16 protein-coding genes are annotated in these 14,716 nt (G+C 63.5%); 6 read left to right on the top strand and 10 right to left on the bottom strand.

Going from position 1 to position 14,716, the window contains the following annotated elements; genetic code table 11:
- Positions 1-18: 18 nt before the first annotated feature.
- Positions 19-684, bottom strand: coding sequence for a TetR/AcrR family transcriptional regulator (locus tag A0W70_RS00560; RefSeq protein WP_070987333.1), 666 nt, complete (start codon positions 682-684; stop codon positions 19-21).
- Between the two features lie 209 nt (positions 685-893).
- Here A0W70_RS00560 and A0W70_RS00555 point away from each other — a divergent pair, with 209 nt between their 5' ends.
- Both A0W70_RS00555 and A0W70_RS00550 read left to right on the top strand, forming a co-directional pair.
- Positions 894-1,856, top strand: coding sequence for an ATP-binding cassette domain-containing protein (locus A0W70_RS00555; RefSeq protein WP_070988220.1), 963 nt, complete (start codon positions 894-896; stop codon positions 1,854-1,856).
- On the top strand, positions 1,849-2,658 hold the full coding sequence (locus A0W70_RS00550) for an ABC transporter permease (RefSeq protein WP_070987331.1): 810 nt from the start codon (positions 1,849-1,851) through the stop codon (positions 2,656-2,658). Before A0W70_RS00555 ends, A0W70_RS00550 begins: the two co-directional genes overlap by 8 nt.
- Before the next feature lie 84 nt (positions 2,659-2,742).
- Here the strand turns inward: A0W70_RS00550 and A0W70_RS00545 are convergent, their stop codons facing one another.
- Complete coding sequence (locus A0W70_RS00545) at positions 2,743-3,036, bottom strand: hypothetical protein (RefSeq protein WP_070987329.1); 294 nt, start codon at positions 3,034-3,036, stop codon at positions 2,743-2,745.
- A 129-nt stretch (positions 3,037-3,165) separates the two neighbouring features.
- Here A0W70_RS00545 and gcvA point away from each other — a divergent pair, with 129 nt between their 5' ends.
- Positions 3,166-4,083: a transcriptional regulator GcvA gene (gene gcvA, locus A0W70_RS00540; protein ID WP_070987327.1), complete on the top strand. Its 918-nt coding sequence runs from the start codon at positions 3,166-3,168 to the stop codon at positions 4,081-4,083.
- A gap of 30 nt (positions 4,084-4,113) precedes the next feature.
- On the opposite strand, the gene A0W70_RS00535 is transcribed toward gcvA, so the two are convergent.
- Entirely contained in the window at positions 4,114-5,118 is a 1,005-nt protein-coding gene (locus A0W70_RS00535) for a carbon-nitrogen hydrolase family protein (RefSeq protein WP_070987326.1), read from the bottom strand.
- Between the two features lie 281 nt (positions 5,119-5,399).
- Between A0W70_RS00535 and A0W70_RS00530 the strand changes: the two genes are divergently transcribed.
- Both A0W70_RS00530 and yghU read left to right on the top strand, forming a co-directional pair.
- The gene (locus A0W70_RS00530) at positions 5,400-6,179 is read left to right on the top strand and encodes a TIGR04219 family outer membrane beta-barrel protein (RefSeq protein WP_175443023.1); all 780 of its coding nucleotides are present in this window, start codon (positions 5,400-5,402) and stop codon (positions 6,177-6,179) included.
- A 174-nt stretch (positions 6,180-6,353) separates the two neighbouring features.
- Entirely contained in the window at positions 6,354-7,229 is an 876-nt protein-coding gene (yghU, locus tag A0W70_RS00525; RefSeq protein WP_070987322.1) for a glutathione-dependent disulfide-bond oxidoreductase, read from the top strand.
- A 63-nt stretch (positions 7,230-7,292) separates the two neighbouring features.
- On the opposite strand, the gene ppk2 is transcribed toward yghU, so the two are convergent.
- Together ppk2 and A0W70_RS00515 are read right to left on the bottom strand one after the other, a co-directional pair.
- A complete protein-coding gene (gene ppk2 / locus A0W70_RS00520) occupies positions 7,293-8,126 on the bottom strand; it encodes a polyphosphate kinase 2 (RefSeq protein WP_070987320.1) in 834 nt (277 codons plus the stop codon).
- Positions 8,127-8,184: 58 nt separating this feature from the next.
- Complete coding sequence (locus A0W70_RS00515) at positions 8,185-8,685, bottom strand: methyltransferase family protein (RefSeq protein WP_070987318.1); 501 nt, start codon at positions 8,683-8,685, stop codon at positions 8,185-8,187.
- A gap of 326 nt (positions 8,686-9,011) precedes the next feature.
- On the opposite strand from A0W70_RS00515, the gene A0W70_RS00510 reads away from it, so the two are divergent.
- Complete coding sequence (locus tag A0W70_RS00510) at positions 9,012-9,434, top strand: hypothetical protein (RefSeq protein WP_070987316.1); 423 nt, start codon at positions 9,012-9,014, stop codon at positions 9,432-9,434.
- A gap of 110 nt (positions 9,435-9,544) precedes the next feature.
- On the opposite strand, the gene A0W70_RS00505 is transcribed toward A0W70_RS00510, so the two are convergent.
- The 5 genes from A0W70_RS00505 to A0W70_RS00485 form a co-directional block, all read right to left on the bottom strand.
- The gene (locus A0W70_RS00505; RefSeq protein ID WP_070988219.1) at positions 9,545-10,099 is read right to left on the bottom strand and encodes a DUF421 domain-containing protein; all 555 of its coding nucleotides are present in this window, start codon (positions 10,097-10,099) and stop codon (positions 9,545-9,547) included.
- Between the two features lie 182 nt (positions 10,100-10,281).
- On the bottom strand, positions 10,282-11,640 hold the full coding sequence (locus A0W70_RS00500) for a flavin monoamine oxidase family protein (protein WP_083330663.1): 1,359 nt from the start codon (positions 11,638-11,640) through the stop codon (positions 10,282-10,284).
- A gap of 142 nt (positions 11,641-11,782) precedes the next feature.
- Positions 11,783-12,814 carry a trans-3-hydroxy-L-proline dehydratase gene (locus A0W70_RS00495; protein WP_070987312.1) on the bottom strand — a complete coding sequence of 344 codons (1,032 nt, stop codon included), beginning with the start codon at positions 12,812-12,814 and terminating at the stop codon, positions 11,783-11,785.
- A 131-nt stretch (positions 12,815-12,945) separates the two neighbouring features.
- The gene (locus tag A0W70_RS00490) at positions 12,946-13,932 is read right to left on the bottom strand and encodes a D-cysteine desulfhydrase family protein (RefSeq protein WP_070987310.1); all 987 of its coding nucleotides are present in this window, start codon (positions 13,930-13,932) and stop codon (positions 12,946-12,948) included.
- A gap of 56 nt (positions 13,933-13,988) precedes the next feature.
- Complete coding sequence (locus A0W70_RS00485) at positions 13,989-14,636, bottom strand: SDR family oxidoreductase (protein ID WP_070987308.1); 648 nt, start codon at positions 14,634-14,636, stop codon at positions 13,989-13,991.
- Between the last annotated feature and the right edge of the window lie 80 nt (positions 14,637-14,716).

Genomic DNA, 14,716 nt, shown 5'->3' with positions numbered 1-14,716 from the left:
ACCCGGATCCGCAGGCCATCATCCCCGCAACGACTTCCCCTCCCGACCGTCGGCGTCCGGCTCATAACCATGTCGGGCATGGAAGCGTCGCAGTTGGCGCGTTTGCGGTGCCTGCCCCGTGAATATCTCGGCGTAGTAGGGAATGCGCCGCATGCGGACCTCGAGCGTTTCGCGGGTGTTCATCGAGATATAGCCGATCTGGGTGAGGTAGATGGTGCGGGCCCGCACGCTGGCCTCGAGCGACTCGTATCCATGGCGCTCGAACATCCGTGCCAGCGCCTCGATGCGCGCTTCGTCGGCGGTATCGATCTCCCGGGAGACTTCTTCCGATTGCAACCCCCAGCTGCGCATCGCGAATTCCAGTTGTGCGTCGAACAGCCCGGAGTCCAGCCAGCAGTCGAAGACGTTGAGGACCGCCTCGACAATGTCCTCGGCGTACGCGTCGGTCTGCCGGACGAGGCCCTGCGTGTTCTTCTCCCGCCAGCGTTCGATCAGGGCGTACAGCAACGCCTCGCGGTCCCTGAAAAACCAGTAGAAGCTGGTCCGCGAGACGTTCAGTCGCCTGGCCAGCGGCAGGATCCGCACGCTGTCCACGCCGGACTCGAGCAGCAGCTCGAAGGCCGCGTCGAGCCAGGCGTCGCGAGAGCCTTTCCATTTGGTATCGCGGTTCTCTGAAGGTTGCATCCAGAGGATCTCTGTGACCGGGAAACATGGTGCAGCGCGGATTGCACTGGGCGTAGCAAAGCAGCGTACACCGGTGTCCATTTTATGTACATCGGACCGTACCGACTGCGCGACATCGAGCATGCATGTGAGCCCCGCCGGCGGCCGCGATGGACAGGCAGACCACGCCGCGCGTAATCTTCCTCGGCCTCTGGAATCGTCACGCCACCATGCCCCACGCCATAGAAGCCAGCGCGCTGGTGAAGTCCTTCGGTACGACGCGCGCGCTCGACGGGCTGAATCTGTCCGTTGCGCGCGGGGCCATTCATGGACTCCTGGGCCCGAACGGTGCAGGCAAGACGACGGCCATTCGCCTGCTCGCCACGCTGCTCAAGCCGGATAGCGGGTCGGCACATGTGCTCGGCCACGATCTCGCCCGGGAGGCCGCCGCCGTCCGCGCGAAGGTGACGCTGACCGGTCAATTCGCCTCGGTGGACGAGGACCTGACCGGGTTCGAGAATCTGGTGCTGGTTGCACGCCTTTTCGGCCTTTCGTGGGGACAGGCTCGACGGCGGGCCCGCGATCTGCTCGGGGCTTTTGGCCTGACCGACGCGGCCGGGCGCCAGGTGCGCCATTACTCAGGCGGCATGCACCGCCGCCTGGATATCGCCGCCAGCCTGATCGTGACGCCCGAACTGCTGTTCCTCGACGAACCCACCACCGGCCTGGACCCCCGCAGCCGCAATCAGGTGTGGGACATCGTGCGGGCGATCGCGGCCGAGGGCACCACCGTGCTGCTCACGACCCAGTATCTCGAGGAAGCCGACCGCCTCGCCGACCGTCTGGCCGTGATCGATTCCGGGCGGGTGATCGCGGAGGGCACGAGCCGGGAACTGAAGCGGTCGGTGGGCGGCGGCACGCTGCACCTGCGCGTGGGTGAGCCCGAGCACCTCGAACGCGCCCGGTATCTGTTGCGTGACGTGATGGACGAAGAAGTGCAGGACGGCGCCGATACGCTGACACTGATGGCGCGGGTCAACGTGGATGAGCAGTTGCCCGCCGCGCTGGCCGCACTGTCACGTGGGGGCGTGTCCGTGCTCGAGTTTTCACTGGCGCAGCCGACGCTGGACGACGTCTTCTTCGCGTTGACCGGGCACGCCGCCGAAGGCGCGGAGGACGCCTCCCATGAGTAACGGCGACCTGCATCGCGTGCTGTCCCGGGACCTGCGGCCGTCGCCGCCAGGCGCGCTGTCCGCCGCCGTTACGCTCGGCTGGCGCGCACTCCTGAAGATCAGGCATGTGCCGTTCCAGCTTTTCGACGTAACCGTGTTCCCGATCATGATGACGCTGATGTTCACCTACCTGTTCGGTGGTGCGCTCGCCGGTTCCCCGGAAACCTATGTGCAGTTTTTGCTGCCCGGCATCACCGTACAGACCGTCGTATTCGTGACCGTCTACACCGGCATGGGCCTGAACACGGATATCAACAAGGGGCTATTTGATCGCTTTCGTTCGCTGCCGATCTGGCAGCCGGCGCCCATCGTCGGCGCCCTGCTGGGTGACGTGCTGCGCTACTCGCTGGCGGCACTGGTGGTGATTGTCGTCGGGCTGGCGCTGGGGTTCCGCCCCGAGGCCGGACCGATAGGCGTGGTACTCGCAGTGGCGCTGATGCTGGTGTTTTCGTTCGCGGTTTCCTGGATCTGGATCATCATCGGCATGCTGGTGCGCTCACCGGAATCGGTCATGACCACGAGTTTCATGTTCCTGTTTCCGTTGACGTTCATCAGCAACATCTTTGTGGATCCGGCGACCATGCCGGGGTGGCTGCAGACGATCGTCACCGCCAACCCCGTCACCCACCTTGCCGATGCGTCGCGTGGACTCATGCACGGCGGCGTTGCACTGGCGGATGTCGGCAGGGTGCTGGCGGCCTCGGCCGTCATCACGGCCATCTTCGCGCCGATCGCGATGCGGATGTACTACCGCGAGCGATAAGGAAGTCTGGCTGGCGGGGGATCGGTGGTCGGGCATACCGGCGATGGGGGATGCCCGACACGCACGACCCCCATCGCCGTTCCCTCAGCAACCGGCATGGATGCAGGGATCGCCCGGCACGCGGGCATGGGCCCACGCCGCCACGCGCTCGTGGAGCGCGTCGGTTGTCCGCCGGCGGGCCGCTGCACGCCGTGCCTCGACCGCCCGCTGTCTCCATGTCCGCCGAGCCTCGCGTGCATCGGTCGCGGGGTCGAGCGCAAATTCCGACCGCGTTGCCGGTCTGGCCGTCCGTGCCGCCCCGGTCCAGTCATAGCCCGTGAAAATATAGCCGGCTTGCGCCAGCGCGGCCTGCGTCCGTTTCAAATCCTGTTTCATCATCGTGTACTCTCCCGGATCGTCGAAAACGACCCTGTTCGCCTGTCACGTGGGTATGATCGGGCCCGGGAATAGAACTCACAACAGATGATCCGTACAATACCTTTTAGTTTTTCTTGAAGCGAAAATGGAATGAAACGGGATCTTCCGCCCCTGAACGCGATGCGCGCCTTCGAGGCCGCCGCGCGCCACCGCAGCTTCACCGGTGCCGCCCGGGAGCTGAGCGTCACGCCGGCGGCCGTCAGCCACCAGGTCAAGGGGCTCGAGGAATACGTGGGCGTCCGCCTGTTCCGGCGCCAGACCCGCGGGCTGGCCCTGACCGAGGCCGGTGCCGGCGCGTTGCCCGATGTCGCGGACGGCCTGGACGCCTTCGCGCGCGCCCTCGCCGGGCTGCGCGAGGATGAGGCGGAACGCCCCCTGACCGTGAGCGTCGCACCGTCATTCGCCGGCAAGTGGCTGGTGCCGCGACTCGAGGACTTCCGGCAGCACGCGAACGGGATGGAGATCCGGCTCGATACGAGCGAACGCCTGTCGGATTTCGCGGCGGACGACGTCGATATCGCGATCCGCTACGGCCCCGGCCACTACAGCGGTGTGCACGTCGAGCGTCTCGCCGCACAGGCGGTCTTCCCGGTCTGCAGCCCGTGGCTGCTGGAACATGGCCCGGAACTGAACCGACCGGCGGACCTGGCCGGCCATACGCTCATACACGTCGACTGGGCGCGCGCCGGCCTGACCGCCCCCGACTGGGCCAGCTGGCTGGAGACCGCCGGTGCGCCGGGCGTGGACTCCGGCGGCGGCCCCCACTTCAATCAGCAGAGCATGGCGATCCAGGCCGCGGTGGCGGGGCACGGCGTGGCGCTGGGCAGCGCGATCCTGGTCGCCGACGATCTCGCTGCACGCCGACTGGTGCGCCCATTCCGGCACGCCCTGATGGAGCCGAACGCCTACTACCTCGTCTGCCCGCACGCGACTGCACAGACGCGCCGATTCATGCAGTTTCGGGATTGGCTGTTCGCGGAGATGGGGACAACGCCGGGCGCGGAGTAACGCGCCCGGGTGGCTGGCGAGGACTGCGCGTCAACTGGCCTGGCGGTATGCGTCCGGTCCGGGAGTGGCCACCGGTGAATGACTCGGCGCGGGTTCCTGGTCGGTGAATGCCACCGGCTGGAGCGCACTGCGATGCACTTCCAGCGAGAAGATGTCGGGGCGCGAGTAATGCCCCGCAACATCCAGCGATCGCCTTGCGCGGTGTGCGGCCTCGGTATCGATTTCCGCGTACAGGATGCCCTTTTCCCGTCTCAGCGGTCCCGCCGCAACGCCGCCCGTCGGTGCGACGACCACGGCATCGCCGTCGTTGACCCATTCGGCGGGGTCGTACAGTGCGCTGAGTTCGGGGAAGTCGGCCGGCATATCGCTGCCCTGGAGCGCGGTTGCGGTGCCGATCACCCAGCATCCGCCTTCCCTCGCGATATGGCGCATGGTCGCAAGCCAGCTATCGCCCGCATCCCAGGTCGGCGCTATGTGGATATCGATCCCCTGGGCATACAGGGCGTAGCGGGCCAGCGGCATATAGTTTTCCCAGCAGATCAGTGCGCCCACGCGCCCCGCCGGCGTGTCGACTACCCGCAGGCCGGTGGCGTCTCCCATGCCCCAGACCATGCGTTCCGGGTTCGTCGGCATCATTTTCCGGTGTCGATTGAGGATATCGCCCTCCGGACCGATCACGACGACCGTATTGAACACGGTGGTGCCGCTGAAGCGGCTGTCGAGTTCGTTGATCCCCAGCACCACGGTCACACCGTGTCGGGCGGCCGCCTCGCGGATCGGCAGCAGGCCATCGGCGTTCAGGTCCACGGCACTCTGGCGGAAACGGGCGTGGATCTCTCCCGAGAGCGCCCCGTCACCGCCGGGGCGCAGTCGCCATATCCATGTCGGGTAGCCGGCGACATACGCCTCGGGGAATACGACCAGTGAAGCCCCGCGTTCGGCGGCGGTTTCAATGGCATCGACAACGCGTTCCAGCGTCTTCCCACGGTCCAGAAGCACCGGCGGGATCTGGACAACGGCAACAGTCGTGATCATGAGCGTAACTCGTCAATGGGCGAATGCCTGATATCAATGTACGCCTATTCCGTGGCCCGCACCCGGATATTGCGCCAACACGGATTCACCGCGGGGTATAAGCCAACTTCGGCAGGATCCGGAGATGCGCCCTGACGCGATTCGAAAGCGTGCGGCGGAACCGCGGCACTCGCAGGCGCGCCTCCAGCATGGCTATGGCGATCGACCGCCTCCATGAGACAATCCCGCGCCACTACCGGACCCCGATGAACGCCCCTTTCCGACACAGACAGGGAGGAGTAATGCCCCGAATGACATCGCGCGCCATGAAGCGCACTATCCCGGCCGGCACAATGTTGCTGCTCGTCTCCACTGCGAGCCACGCCGTTGGCGTACCCGGCATCGATTTCCGTGCACAGGTCGGGTACTGGGGCGCGGAACCTTCGGGGACGGTCGCTTCAGGCGATGACGATTTCCGGGTGCAGGACGATCTGAATCTGGATCGCAACGGCAGCGGCTTCGTCATGGGCGAACTCGAACACCCCGTGCCGATCCTGCCGAATATCCGGCTGCGCCATCGGGCACTCGATGACTCGGCCACCGGGACGATCTCGAGTACACGCGACTTCGGTCCCGTACGGTTCATGAGAAACCAGCAGGTCCGCTCCTCCTACGACATGGAGATGACCGACGCGACGTTCTACTACAGCCCGCTCAACAACTGGGTGTCGATCGATATCGGTCTGACCGCCCGGCATGTCGACCTGCAGGTGGAACTCGAAAATCAATCCTCCGGTCAGCGGGATCGGGCCGGGGGCTCGATCTGGCTGCCGATGGGCCACCTCGGTGCCCGTTTCGATCTGCCGCTGACGGGCGTCTACGCCGGGGGCGAGCTCAACGCGATCAGCGTCAACGACGAGCGCATGGAGGACGTGCGGGTCACGCTCGGCTGGCAGACGACCTCGAATTTCGGTGTGGAAATCGGGTACCAGCGCATGGAGTTCGAAACCGACGAGGTCGATGACCTGCGCGCCGATGTCAAATTCGAGGGACCGTATGCGGCCGCAACCGTACGCTTCTGATCCCTGAAGATCCGAGCCATGCAAACCCGGGGCGCAGTCACTCGCCCCGGGGTCGCATTACAGGGGGACGGTGAGGCCGACCGGCGCCTCCTCCACTACCGCCCCCCGGGAACCGATCCGAAAACGTTGGCCTTTTCCGCCCTACGGGCCCACCGAAATTCTGGAGCGAGTCACATGACCGACGAGACCGGCTACACCCCACCGCGGATATGGACGTGGGACGAAGAGAGCGGCGGGAAATTCGCCAAAACCAACCGCCCGGTAGCCGGCGCGACCCATGAGCGGGAGCTCCCGGTCGGGAAACACCCGTTCCAGCTCTATTCGCTCGCCACGCCCAACGGCGTGAAGGTAACGGTCCTGTTCGAGGAATTGCTGGACCTCGGCCACACGGATGCCGAGTACGACGCGTGGCCGATCCGGATCGGTGAAGGCGAGCAATTCTCCAGCGGCTTCGTCGCGATCAACCCGAACTCGAAAATCCCGGCGCTCGTGGATTACAGCGGCCCCAAGCCGGTGCGCGTATTCGAGTCCGGCGCCATCCTGCTGCACCTCGCGGAGAAGTTCGGTGCGTTCCTGCCCGAGCCGGGCCCTGAACGCACCGAGGCGCTCAACTGGCTCTTCTGGCAGATGGGCAGCGCGGCTTTCCTCGGCGGTGGCTTCGGCCATTTTTATGCCTATGCGCCGGAACCGATGAAGTACCCGATCGACCGCTACACCATGGAAGTCAAACGCCAGCTCGACGTGCTCGATCGGCGTCTGGCCGAGACGCGGTTCCTGGCCGGCGATACCTACACGATCGCCGATATCGCCACATGGCCATGGTATGGGGCATTGGCCAAGGGACGCCTTTATGACGCCGGGGAGTTCCTGCAGGTGCAGGAATATCGGCATGTGCAGCGCTGGGCGGACGAGATCAATACACGCCCGGCCGTCAAGCGCGGCCTTATGGTCAACCGCACCTGGGGGGCGCCCGAGAAGCAACTGCACGAGCGCCATGATCCCGGCGATTTCACCCATCGGACCGCGGATAAGCTCGAAACCTCGAACTGACGCGGTCCCTGAGTCAAGACGGCATCGCCTTGATCGAAAACCCGTGACGGCACGGGATCGGCTTCAGTAGCGGCGATCGATGTATGCGTCCAGATACCCGGGGTCGCGTTCGTAGCTGTCATCGGAATACGGCCGTGGCGGCAATTCGGGCGCCGGCACCGGGTCACTCGGATAGTCGAACTGTTGCAGCAGATCGGCGATACAGTTCAGGCGTGCGTGGCGCTTGATATCCGCGTCGACCAGGCGCCACGGCGCGTATGAAGTATGGGTCTGGCGCAGCATTTCGTCCTTCGCTTTTGAATACGCATCCCAGCGGGCCCTGGCCTCAAGGTCCATGGTCGAGACCTTCCAGCGTCGGGTCGGATCGGCCATCCGCGCACGGATACGCCGTTCCTGTTCGGCCTCGCTCACGGAAAACCAGTACTTGAGGAGGACGATGCCCTCGTCGACCAGCATTCGCTCGAATGCCGGGCAACTCGCCATGAAGGTCGCGACCTCAGCCTCGCTGGCGAATCCCATGACACGCTCGACACCGGCACGGTTGTACCAGGAGCGATCGAAAACGACCATTTCCCCGGCAGCCGGCAGTTCGGCGACATAACGCTGGAAATACCACTGCGTGCGCTCGCGATCCGATGGTACCCCCAGGGCGACGGTTCGGATTACCCGCGGATTCGCCCTTTCGGTAATCCGTTTGATGACCCCACCTTTACCGGCGGCATCCCTGCCTTCGAACAGTACCACGACCCTTAGACCCTGTTCCGCGATATGGCGCTGGAGCTTTCCGAGCTCGATCTGCAGCCGGATCAGTTCGCGCGCGTAGATCTTTTTTTTGAGTGCGCCATTGCGGTTGTAGTGCGCATCACTCACGGATGGGCCAGACGATAACGGTGACATCGGTCAGACTCCGTCACTACGGCGATCGATTGATGGTAAGTGGCGCGAGGCCTCCGGATTACAGATAGCGGCGCACCATTCGCTGGTAGCGGCTGTAGGTGTCGCCGAATTTCCGTTCAAGGTAACGCTCTTCGGGCAGTATGACGCCGAAATGCACGATCGCGAACAGCGTCAGGATGACGACGAGACCGGCGATGCTGTTCAGGATCAGCACAAGACCAAGCAGGACGAGATCGAGGCCGACATACAACGGGTTGCGCGAGATCCGGAACGGGCCGGAGGATACGACCGTCTTCGGGGGATGCCAGGGGTTGATCGGCGTCCGGTGCCGCTTCATCGACCAGACGCCCCACAGGTGCAGGGCAAGACCCGGAAAGAGAATCGCCCGCCCAACCCATGGTGTCGCCGGGTGATCCACGATCGGTAACGGCCAGAACCAGTGCATTCCCGTCACGAGCACGAACGCCGGCAGATAGAAAAGCGGCGCGGGCGCGATAATTCGGGGACGATCCGGTTCCGTCACTGCGGTACGCTCCAGCAGGCTCGATCTGCGACGCATGGAATCCCGTTGGCCGCAACCACGTGGCGCCCCGGGCAGGGTTCGAACGATCGATCCCTTCGACGCCGTTCCCTGCAGGTTATCATCATGACTGGCTTCACCGGGCGGTCGAACTGCAGGGGAGTCGTCCGTACCGGACACACCGATGTATACGCCGAATATTATTTACAAGATACTATGTTTTGAGGCGCTTGATCGCTAAAGCGTGTCCACCTCGACGTCAGCAATGTTTGATCGGCGTCGGTGTATCAGTGCAGTATCCGCGTACCGGTCACCTGGCTGCAAGCTACGCACAGCAGCCATACCCGGCAACGGGGATTGGACTCATGAAATTCCGTCTGTTCAAGTCAACACAGGAAGTTCCCCGGCGCAAGCTCGAACGCCTGGGAGAATTCGGTCAACCGGTCAGCGGCGAGAGGTATTATCAGCGTGAGCTCGACCGAATCGCCGGCGGCAGAACCCCGGACGGGCACGAATTCGAAAGGCGGGCCGAGGTCGTGCTTGAAGAACGGAACCGTAATGACAGCAACGCCGTGCGGGTCGATATTGACAAGACGACCGTCGGTTATCTGGCCCGCGGGGATGCGCGCAAATATCGTGAATGGCTCCGGAACCAGCGATATCCCGAGCGGGTGATCATGGAGTGCACCGCCCTGATCACCGGGGGCTGGGATCGAGGCCGCAACGACCGGGGGCCGTACGAGGTCCGCCTGGACCTGCCGCCACTGGACCTTTACTGGGTGGAATGATCATACCGCCCCCGGTTTGCTCCTCCGGTTTGCCGCATCGGAACGATCGACCACCCGGCGCGGATCAGTGACCGGCATTCGGCAGTTGGCATTTCACGGATCGGCGTTGGTCAACCCGATCGGCCAGGTGCCGAGTAATCCCGCACGTTCTGAAGAATCCATGCGCCTGGTCCCGGTGCCGCATCATGCCCGTGCAGAACATGGACGTTGCCGGTGCCCTCCATAACCACGGCCTCGATGCGGGCGGGGTCTATTACATTGGCCTTGCGGAGCTGACACCGGAGATCATCTTCCGTAATACGAGCGATACGCATGTTCTCCCAAAGCACTTCGCCACCCGGCCCCATCAACAGGATCGGGCCATTGTCGACGGTGCGCCGCCATCGCTCCGATGCGCAACGCAGACGCGAAACGCACAGTTGCAGCCCATACAGGGAAGCAGCGGCTACTATGCCCTGGAGCAGCGGCGGTTCCCTGCTGAGAATCGAGGACGCCAGCAACGACCCTATTGCGATTGTGACCGCGATATCGAAGGTCGACATCTCGGCAAAACTGCGCACGCCGGACCAACGCGCCAGCCCGAGCACGGTGAGGTACATGCCTGCGGTGCTCAACGCGACGAACGGCAGCGATGCAGGTGAACCAACAAACCATTCAGTTGCCATCGACCCCTCCATTCGATCGGTGGGCGTTGGGCCGAGCACAGGGAAGTCGGCCACATCGAAAGCGTAGCCCTGGAGAACATCATCGCGACTCTGAACCCGCCGATCGGTCGTCAGTTCAGCCCCCGCGTGCACTGATAACCGCCGACGCATCTGCCCCACAAGGCAAAGGCGTACGCGATCAATCAACCCAGTGCGTCGGCAACCTGCTCCGCGGCCACCTGACCACTCATGTGGGCGCCGCCGCAGGTCGCCACATAGGCGCCGGCGCAGGCTTCGCCGGCGAAAAAGACCCGATCGGCGATAGGCGTAACAATGTCTTCACGGGCGGAGGCACGGCCGGGTCGAGCCGCGGAATATGCCCCCATCGTGAGCGGATTTTCGGCCCATTCCGTGAACGTGCCCTTGACGAAATGTCGGTCTACGTCACTACCGAATCGCTTGCGCAGCTCGCCCAGGGCGAAGTCGATCGCATCCTCGCGACCGGCGCGAGACAGTTCCCAGCCGAACTCCCCGCCCACGAAGCCCACCATCAGGTCGCTCCCGGATGGCCAGCAGCTGAAGAAACACGCTTCGGTGGGCACTTCTTCGGGCACTTTGTACGTAAGCCAGGAATTCTCGGGCAGACCGAATCGCGTATCGGTAAACTCCAGCGCGACCTTGGCCAGCAGGCCCATCGGCAGATCGTGAATCGCATCCAGCTTCCAGTCCGGCAGCGCCGGATCGAAACGGATACGCTCCGCATCGAGCACACCGGTGGATGCCGTCACGATACAGGCGCGCGCTTTGAGTGTGCCTCTGGAGGACCGAACCCGGACACCCTTTCCGCCCCATTCAATCCCTGAAACCGGCGTTTCGAGCTCAACCGGCAGATCCCTGGCAAGACGCGCGACGAGCGCCCCATATCCCTGCGCTACATGATACGTTGGTGCCGCATCGGCTCCACTCCAGTAGTCGATGGTGGACATATCCCTGAAATCCACGCCCAGATCCATCGGCCCAATCCAGGTCTGCGCCGTCCCCCCAAACGGGACTTCCGGTACCACCGTGGAAGCAGGCACATCATTTCCGGCCTCGTAGGCGAATCTAATGTGATCATTGATCAGGTTGTAAGCCTGCCAATACTGCTGGTACTCACCATCCTCGGCCTCACGGTCACCGACGAAAAGCGTATCCGTCGCATCGGTGAAATCATTGAGATCGAAACCATAGCGCTGTGCAAACCGCCTGTGCGGATTGGCATTGGCGCTCGAAAGCCAGGAGGCACCGTGGTCGAACGGGAAGTCGAATGTCTCCTGCTCGGTGAACGCGCGCCCGCCCACCCGATCCGCCGCCTCGACAATCCGGACCGTATAGCCTTGATCCATAAGCGCTCTCGCCGCCGCCACACCGGCGGCGCCTGCACCCACAATGACGACATCCGGCTCGGCGGATGCAATCAGCGGAGCCGGTACCATGAGCGCGGCGCTACCTACGCCAAAAGTCCGGAGGAAGTCTCTACGGCTCCATTCAGTGATGCGAGTGCAACTCTTCCGTGACGCCATCGACTGCCTCCACTACATCGATATGAGACAGGCAGAATATAGAATACGACATGAAGTAAAAACCCGCGCCCAATGTTTCCCCGGGTTGCGCACTATAGGGGTTGCACACTATAGCGCTCTTATTCACGACGTCATCTGTCATTCATGACACACGCGGCCATGTATCGCTTACACGGTAACCATCGGGCCAGGGATCATCCGGATCCAGCATGTGCTGATGCGTACCGGTAACCCACGCACGACCGGAGATCAAAGGAACAATAGCGGCTCGGCCGCCCACGTCCACTTCGGATTCGATATGGCACGCGAAGCGTGATCCGATAATCGACTCGCCAACAAAGGCTTCCTTCTCCGCCAGTTCACCGCGTGCATACAGCACTGCCATGCGCGCGGAACATCCCGTACCGGTCGGCGAACGATCAAGCTTCGCAGGCTTGATGCTGACGCTATTGCGCCCGACCAGCGCGTTACCTTCGCGTCGCAGTGGATCGGTAAACTGACAGAACGAAATATGATCCCACTCGGGATTCTCCGGGTGCGAGAATCCAAGCTGTTCGTTCGCCGCATTCGTGATGCGGGCGCCGGTCAGTGCCAGTTCGCGAGCGTTGTCCGGATGGAGTTCCAGGCCGACGCTCGCGGCATCGACGAGCACGAAGCTGTCACCGCCATAGGCGGTATCGACACGCAGGGTCCCGACTCCCTCCACCTCGAGCGCCGCATCGAGGCGGTCGGCGAACGATCCGACGTTGCGGACCCTGACGCGTTCGACCCGCCCTGCCCGGCATTCGGCTGCCACCTCCACGATCCCTCCGGGCGCTTCCAGGACGAGGTGCGTCTCGGGCTCGCGCATGGGCACCACACCCGTTTCCAGCACCACCGTCGCCACGCACATACTGTTGGAACCGGACATGGGTGGCGTGTCCTCCGGTTCCATAATGATCCATCCCATATCCGCCCGCGGATCTTTTGGCGGCACCAGCAGATTCACATGGCGGAACACCCCGCCGCGTGGTTCGTTGAGCACGAAATCGCGCAGTTCGCCATCGTGCGCGATGTGCCGCGACTGCTCCCACAGCGTCTGGCCCGGTGGCGGCGCCACGCCACCGACAATCACATCGCCGACCTCCCCTTCAGCGTGACAGCTGACGACATGAACAACCTTGCTGGAGCGCATGCAATGCCTCCCTGTTTTATGGGCATTCGGGATTGAGAGAAGGATGGCGCACGTAAGTCATTGGGATCAGGATAATCCCCTTGATCGCGTGGATCAGAGGATTGTATCGCTAACCGACAAGCCTTCGACGTTCATCGACTGAGAAGCTCGTCGGCATATGCAAACAACGCGGCACTGCCGCCGGTATGCCAGAACACTATCCGGTCATCGTCGCTAAAATGCACGCGTCGGATCATATCGATGAGCGCCGCCATGGCTCGACCGGTATAGACCGGGTCCAGCAGAATACCCTCGGTATGCGCGGTCATCTCGATAGCCTCGCGCTCGCCGGTACCGACCACGCCATACGTTCCGGCGTAATCCTCCACGAGACCCAGTTCACCATCCGCGAATGGCTCTTCCAGGCCAAACGATGCGGCGACGGTCGATGCGAGCCGCTCGACGATCTGCGCGAATGGCTCGCCGTTCTCTTCCTTATCGATCTGGATACCCAGTGGCGCCAGCGGCAGTCCGTGGTACCGCATCCCGGCAAGCAGCCCCGCGTGGGTGCCGCCGGAACTGGACGCGAATACCACATGCGTGAAGTCAAAATCACGTTCACTCATCTGTACGCGCAGTTCCCGCGCGGCCTCGACAAACCCCATTGCACCCACCGCATTCGAACCGCCGTACGGAACCTCGTACGGCGTGCATCCGTTGGCCCGCAGTTCCGCGGCAAGACGCGGTATGTCCTCACCCTTGCGGTAGGGGCCGGCCCAATGGATGTGCGCACCCAATAAGCGATCGAGCAATAGGTTACCGTTGGGTTCGTCCGGCTGCGTGCCGCCGAGCACGAGATGACAATCGAGTCCACATGCGGCGGCCGCCGCGGCAGTCTGACGGCAGTGGTTGGACTGCACCGCCCCCGCGGTAATCAGGGTGTCCGCGCCCTGGGCCAATGCATCGCCGAGCAGGTATTCCAGTTTCCGGGTCTTGTTGCCGCCGGTCGCCAGCCCCGTCTGATCGTCACGCTTCATCCAGATCCGGGGCCCGCCCACGCGCGCCGAAAGCCTTGGCAGCTCTACGATGGGGGTCGGCAGGAATGCCAGTTGGCGCCGTGGCGGTATCTCGTCCGTCATCGCTTGCTCCCGAGTGGCCCGAGACTCCCCTGAATATAGCAGGGAGTCGATCGAATTCAGGCCTCGCGGACCGCAGCCGCGAGTGCCTCCTGGATCGGATCGCCTCCCGCAACGACATCGAACTGCAATCCGCTCGTTTCCGGCATCTCGATCAGTGCCGCCAGCACGCCCGCCACATCCGCGCGCGGGATGTCGGCGCGATTCAGGTCGTGGGCCGCGAGGACCATTCCGGTACCGGGGTCATCGGTGAGTCGGCCCGGGCGCACGATGGTCCATTCAAGCGGGCTTGCCCGCAGTGCCGCATCGGCTTCGGCCTTCATCTGCAGGTAATACTGGAACACTTCGTTACCGCGCGGTTGTTCGGCTTTCATCGCACTGACCATGATGTAGCGGTGAATGCCGTTGGCACGCGCTGCCTCGATGATCTTCATCGCGCCGTCGCGATCAAGCGTGCGTTTGCGCTCGGCGCCACTACCGGGGCCCGCGCCGGCCGTGAACACGATGGCATCAGGGCTTCCGACCATGCCCGCGATCTCATGCTCGGATTCGAGATCGCAGATCAAAGGCTCGACGCCGATTGCGCGCAGGCCCTCGGCATGGTCAGGGTTGCGGATCAACCCCGTTACGTTATGTCCGCGCTCCATGAGTATCGGGTGCAGGTGCATCGCGATCTGCCCGTGGGCGCCGGCGACGAGGATGTGCATTACGGAACTCCACGCGATTCGCCACGTTTCATTCACTCTAACGGATCGTTTATGACATGGGGAAGTTGTGGCGTTTCCGG

The sequence above is a fragment of the Halofilum ochraceum genome (genome assembly GCF_001614315.2).
Taxonomy (GTDB): Bacteria; Pseudomonadota; Gammaproteobacteria; order XJ16; family Halofilaceae; genus Halofilum; species Halofilum ochraceum.
This window is presented reverse-complemented; position numbering and strand designations above follow the sequence as displayed.

What these genes read in the sequence shown, in the direction of transcription:
- A0W70_RS00560 (WP_070987333.1), bottom strand. Translation starts at nt 684, where the DNA reads ATGCAACCTTCAGAGAACCGCGATACCAAATGGAAAGGCTCTCGCGAC.
- A0W70_RS00555 (WP_070988220.1), top strand. Translation starts at nt 894, where the DNA reads ATGCCCCACGCCATAGAAGCCAGCGCGCTGGTGAAGTCCTTCGGTACG.
- A0W70_RS00550 (WP_070987331.1), top strand. Translation starts at nt 1,849, where the DNA reads ATGAGTAACGGCGACCTGCATCGCGTGCTGTCCCGGGACCTGCGGCCG.
- A0W70_RS00545 (WP_070987329.1), bottom strand. Translation starts at nt 3,036, where the DNA reads ATGATGAAACAGGATTTGAAACGGACGCAGGCCGCGCTGGCGCAAGCC.
- gcvA (WP_070987327.1), top strand. Translation starts at nt 3,166, where the DNA reads ATGAAACGGGATCTTCCGCCCCTGAACGCGATGCGCGCCTTCGAGGCC.
- A0W70_RS00535 (WP_070987326.1), bottom strand. Translation starts at nt 5,118, where the DNA reads ATGATCACGACTGTTGCCGTTGTCCAGATCCCGCCGGTGCTTCTGGAC.
- A0W70_RS00530 (WP_175443023.1), top strand. Translation starts at nt 5,400, where the DNA reads ATGCCCCGAATGACATCGCGCGCCATGAAGCGCACTATCCCGGCCGGC.
- yghU (WP_070987322.1), top strand. Translation starts at nt 6,354, where the DNA reads ATGACCGACGAGACCGGCTACACCCCACCGCGGATATGGACGTGGGAC.
- ppk2 (WP_070987320.1), bottom strand. Translation starts at nt 8,126, where the DNA reads ATGTCACCGTTATCGTCTGGCCCATCCGTGAGTGATGCGCACTACAAC.
- A0W70_RS00515 (WP_070987318.1), bottom strand. Translation starts at nt 8,685, where the DNA reads ATGCGTCGCAGATCGAGCCTGCTGGAGCGTACCGCAGTGACGGAACCG.
- A0W70_RS00510 (WP_070987316.1), top strand. Translation starts at nt 9,012, where the DNA reads ATGAAATTCCGTCTGTTCAAGTCAACACAGGAAGTTCCCCGGCGCAAG.
- A0W70_RS00505 (WP_070988219.1), bottom strand. Translation starts at nt 10,099, where the DNA reads ATGGCAACTGAATGGTTTGTTGGTTCACCTGCATCGCTGCCGTTCGTC.
- A0W70_RS00500 (WP_083330663.1), bottom strand. Translation starts at nt 11,640, where the DNA reads ATGGCGTCACGGAAGAGTTGCACTCGCATCACTGAATGGAGCCGTAGA.
- A0W70_RS00495 (WP_070987312.1), bottom strand. Translation starts at nt 12,814, where the DNA reads ATGCGCTCCAGCAAGGTTGTTCATGTCGTCAGCTGTCACGCTGAAGGG.
- A0W70_RS00490 (WP_070987310.1), bottom strand. Translation starts at nt 13,932, where the DNA reads ATGACGGACGAGATACCGCCACGGCGCCAACTGGCATTCCTGCCGACC.
- A0W70_RS00485 (WP_070987308.1), bottom strand. Translation starts at nt 14,636, where the DNA reads ATGCACATCCTCGTCGCCGGCGCCCACGGGCAGATCGCGATGCACCTG.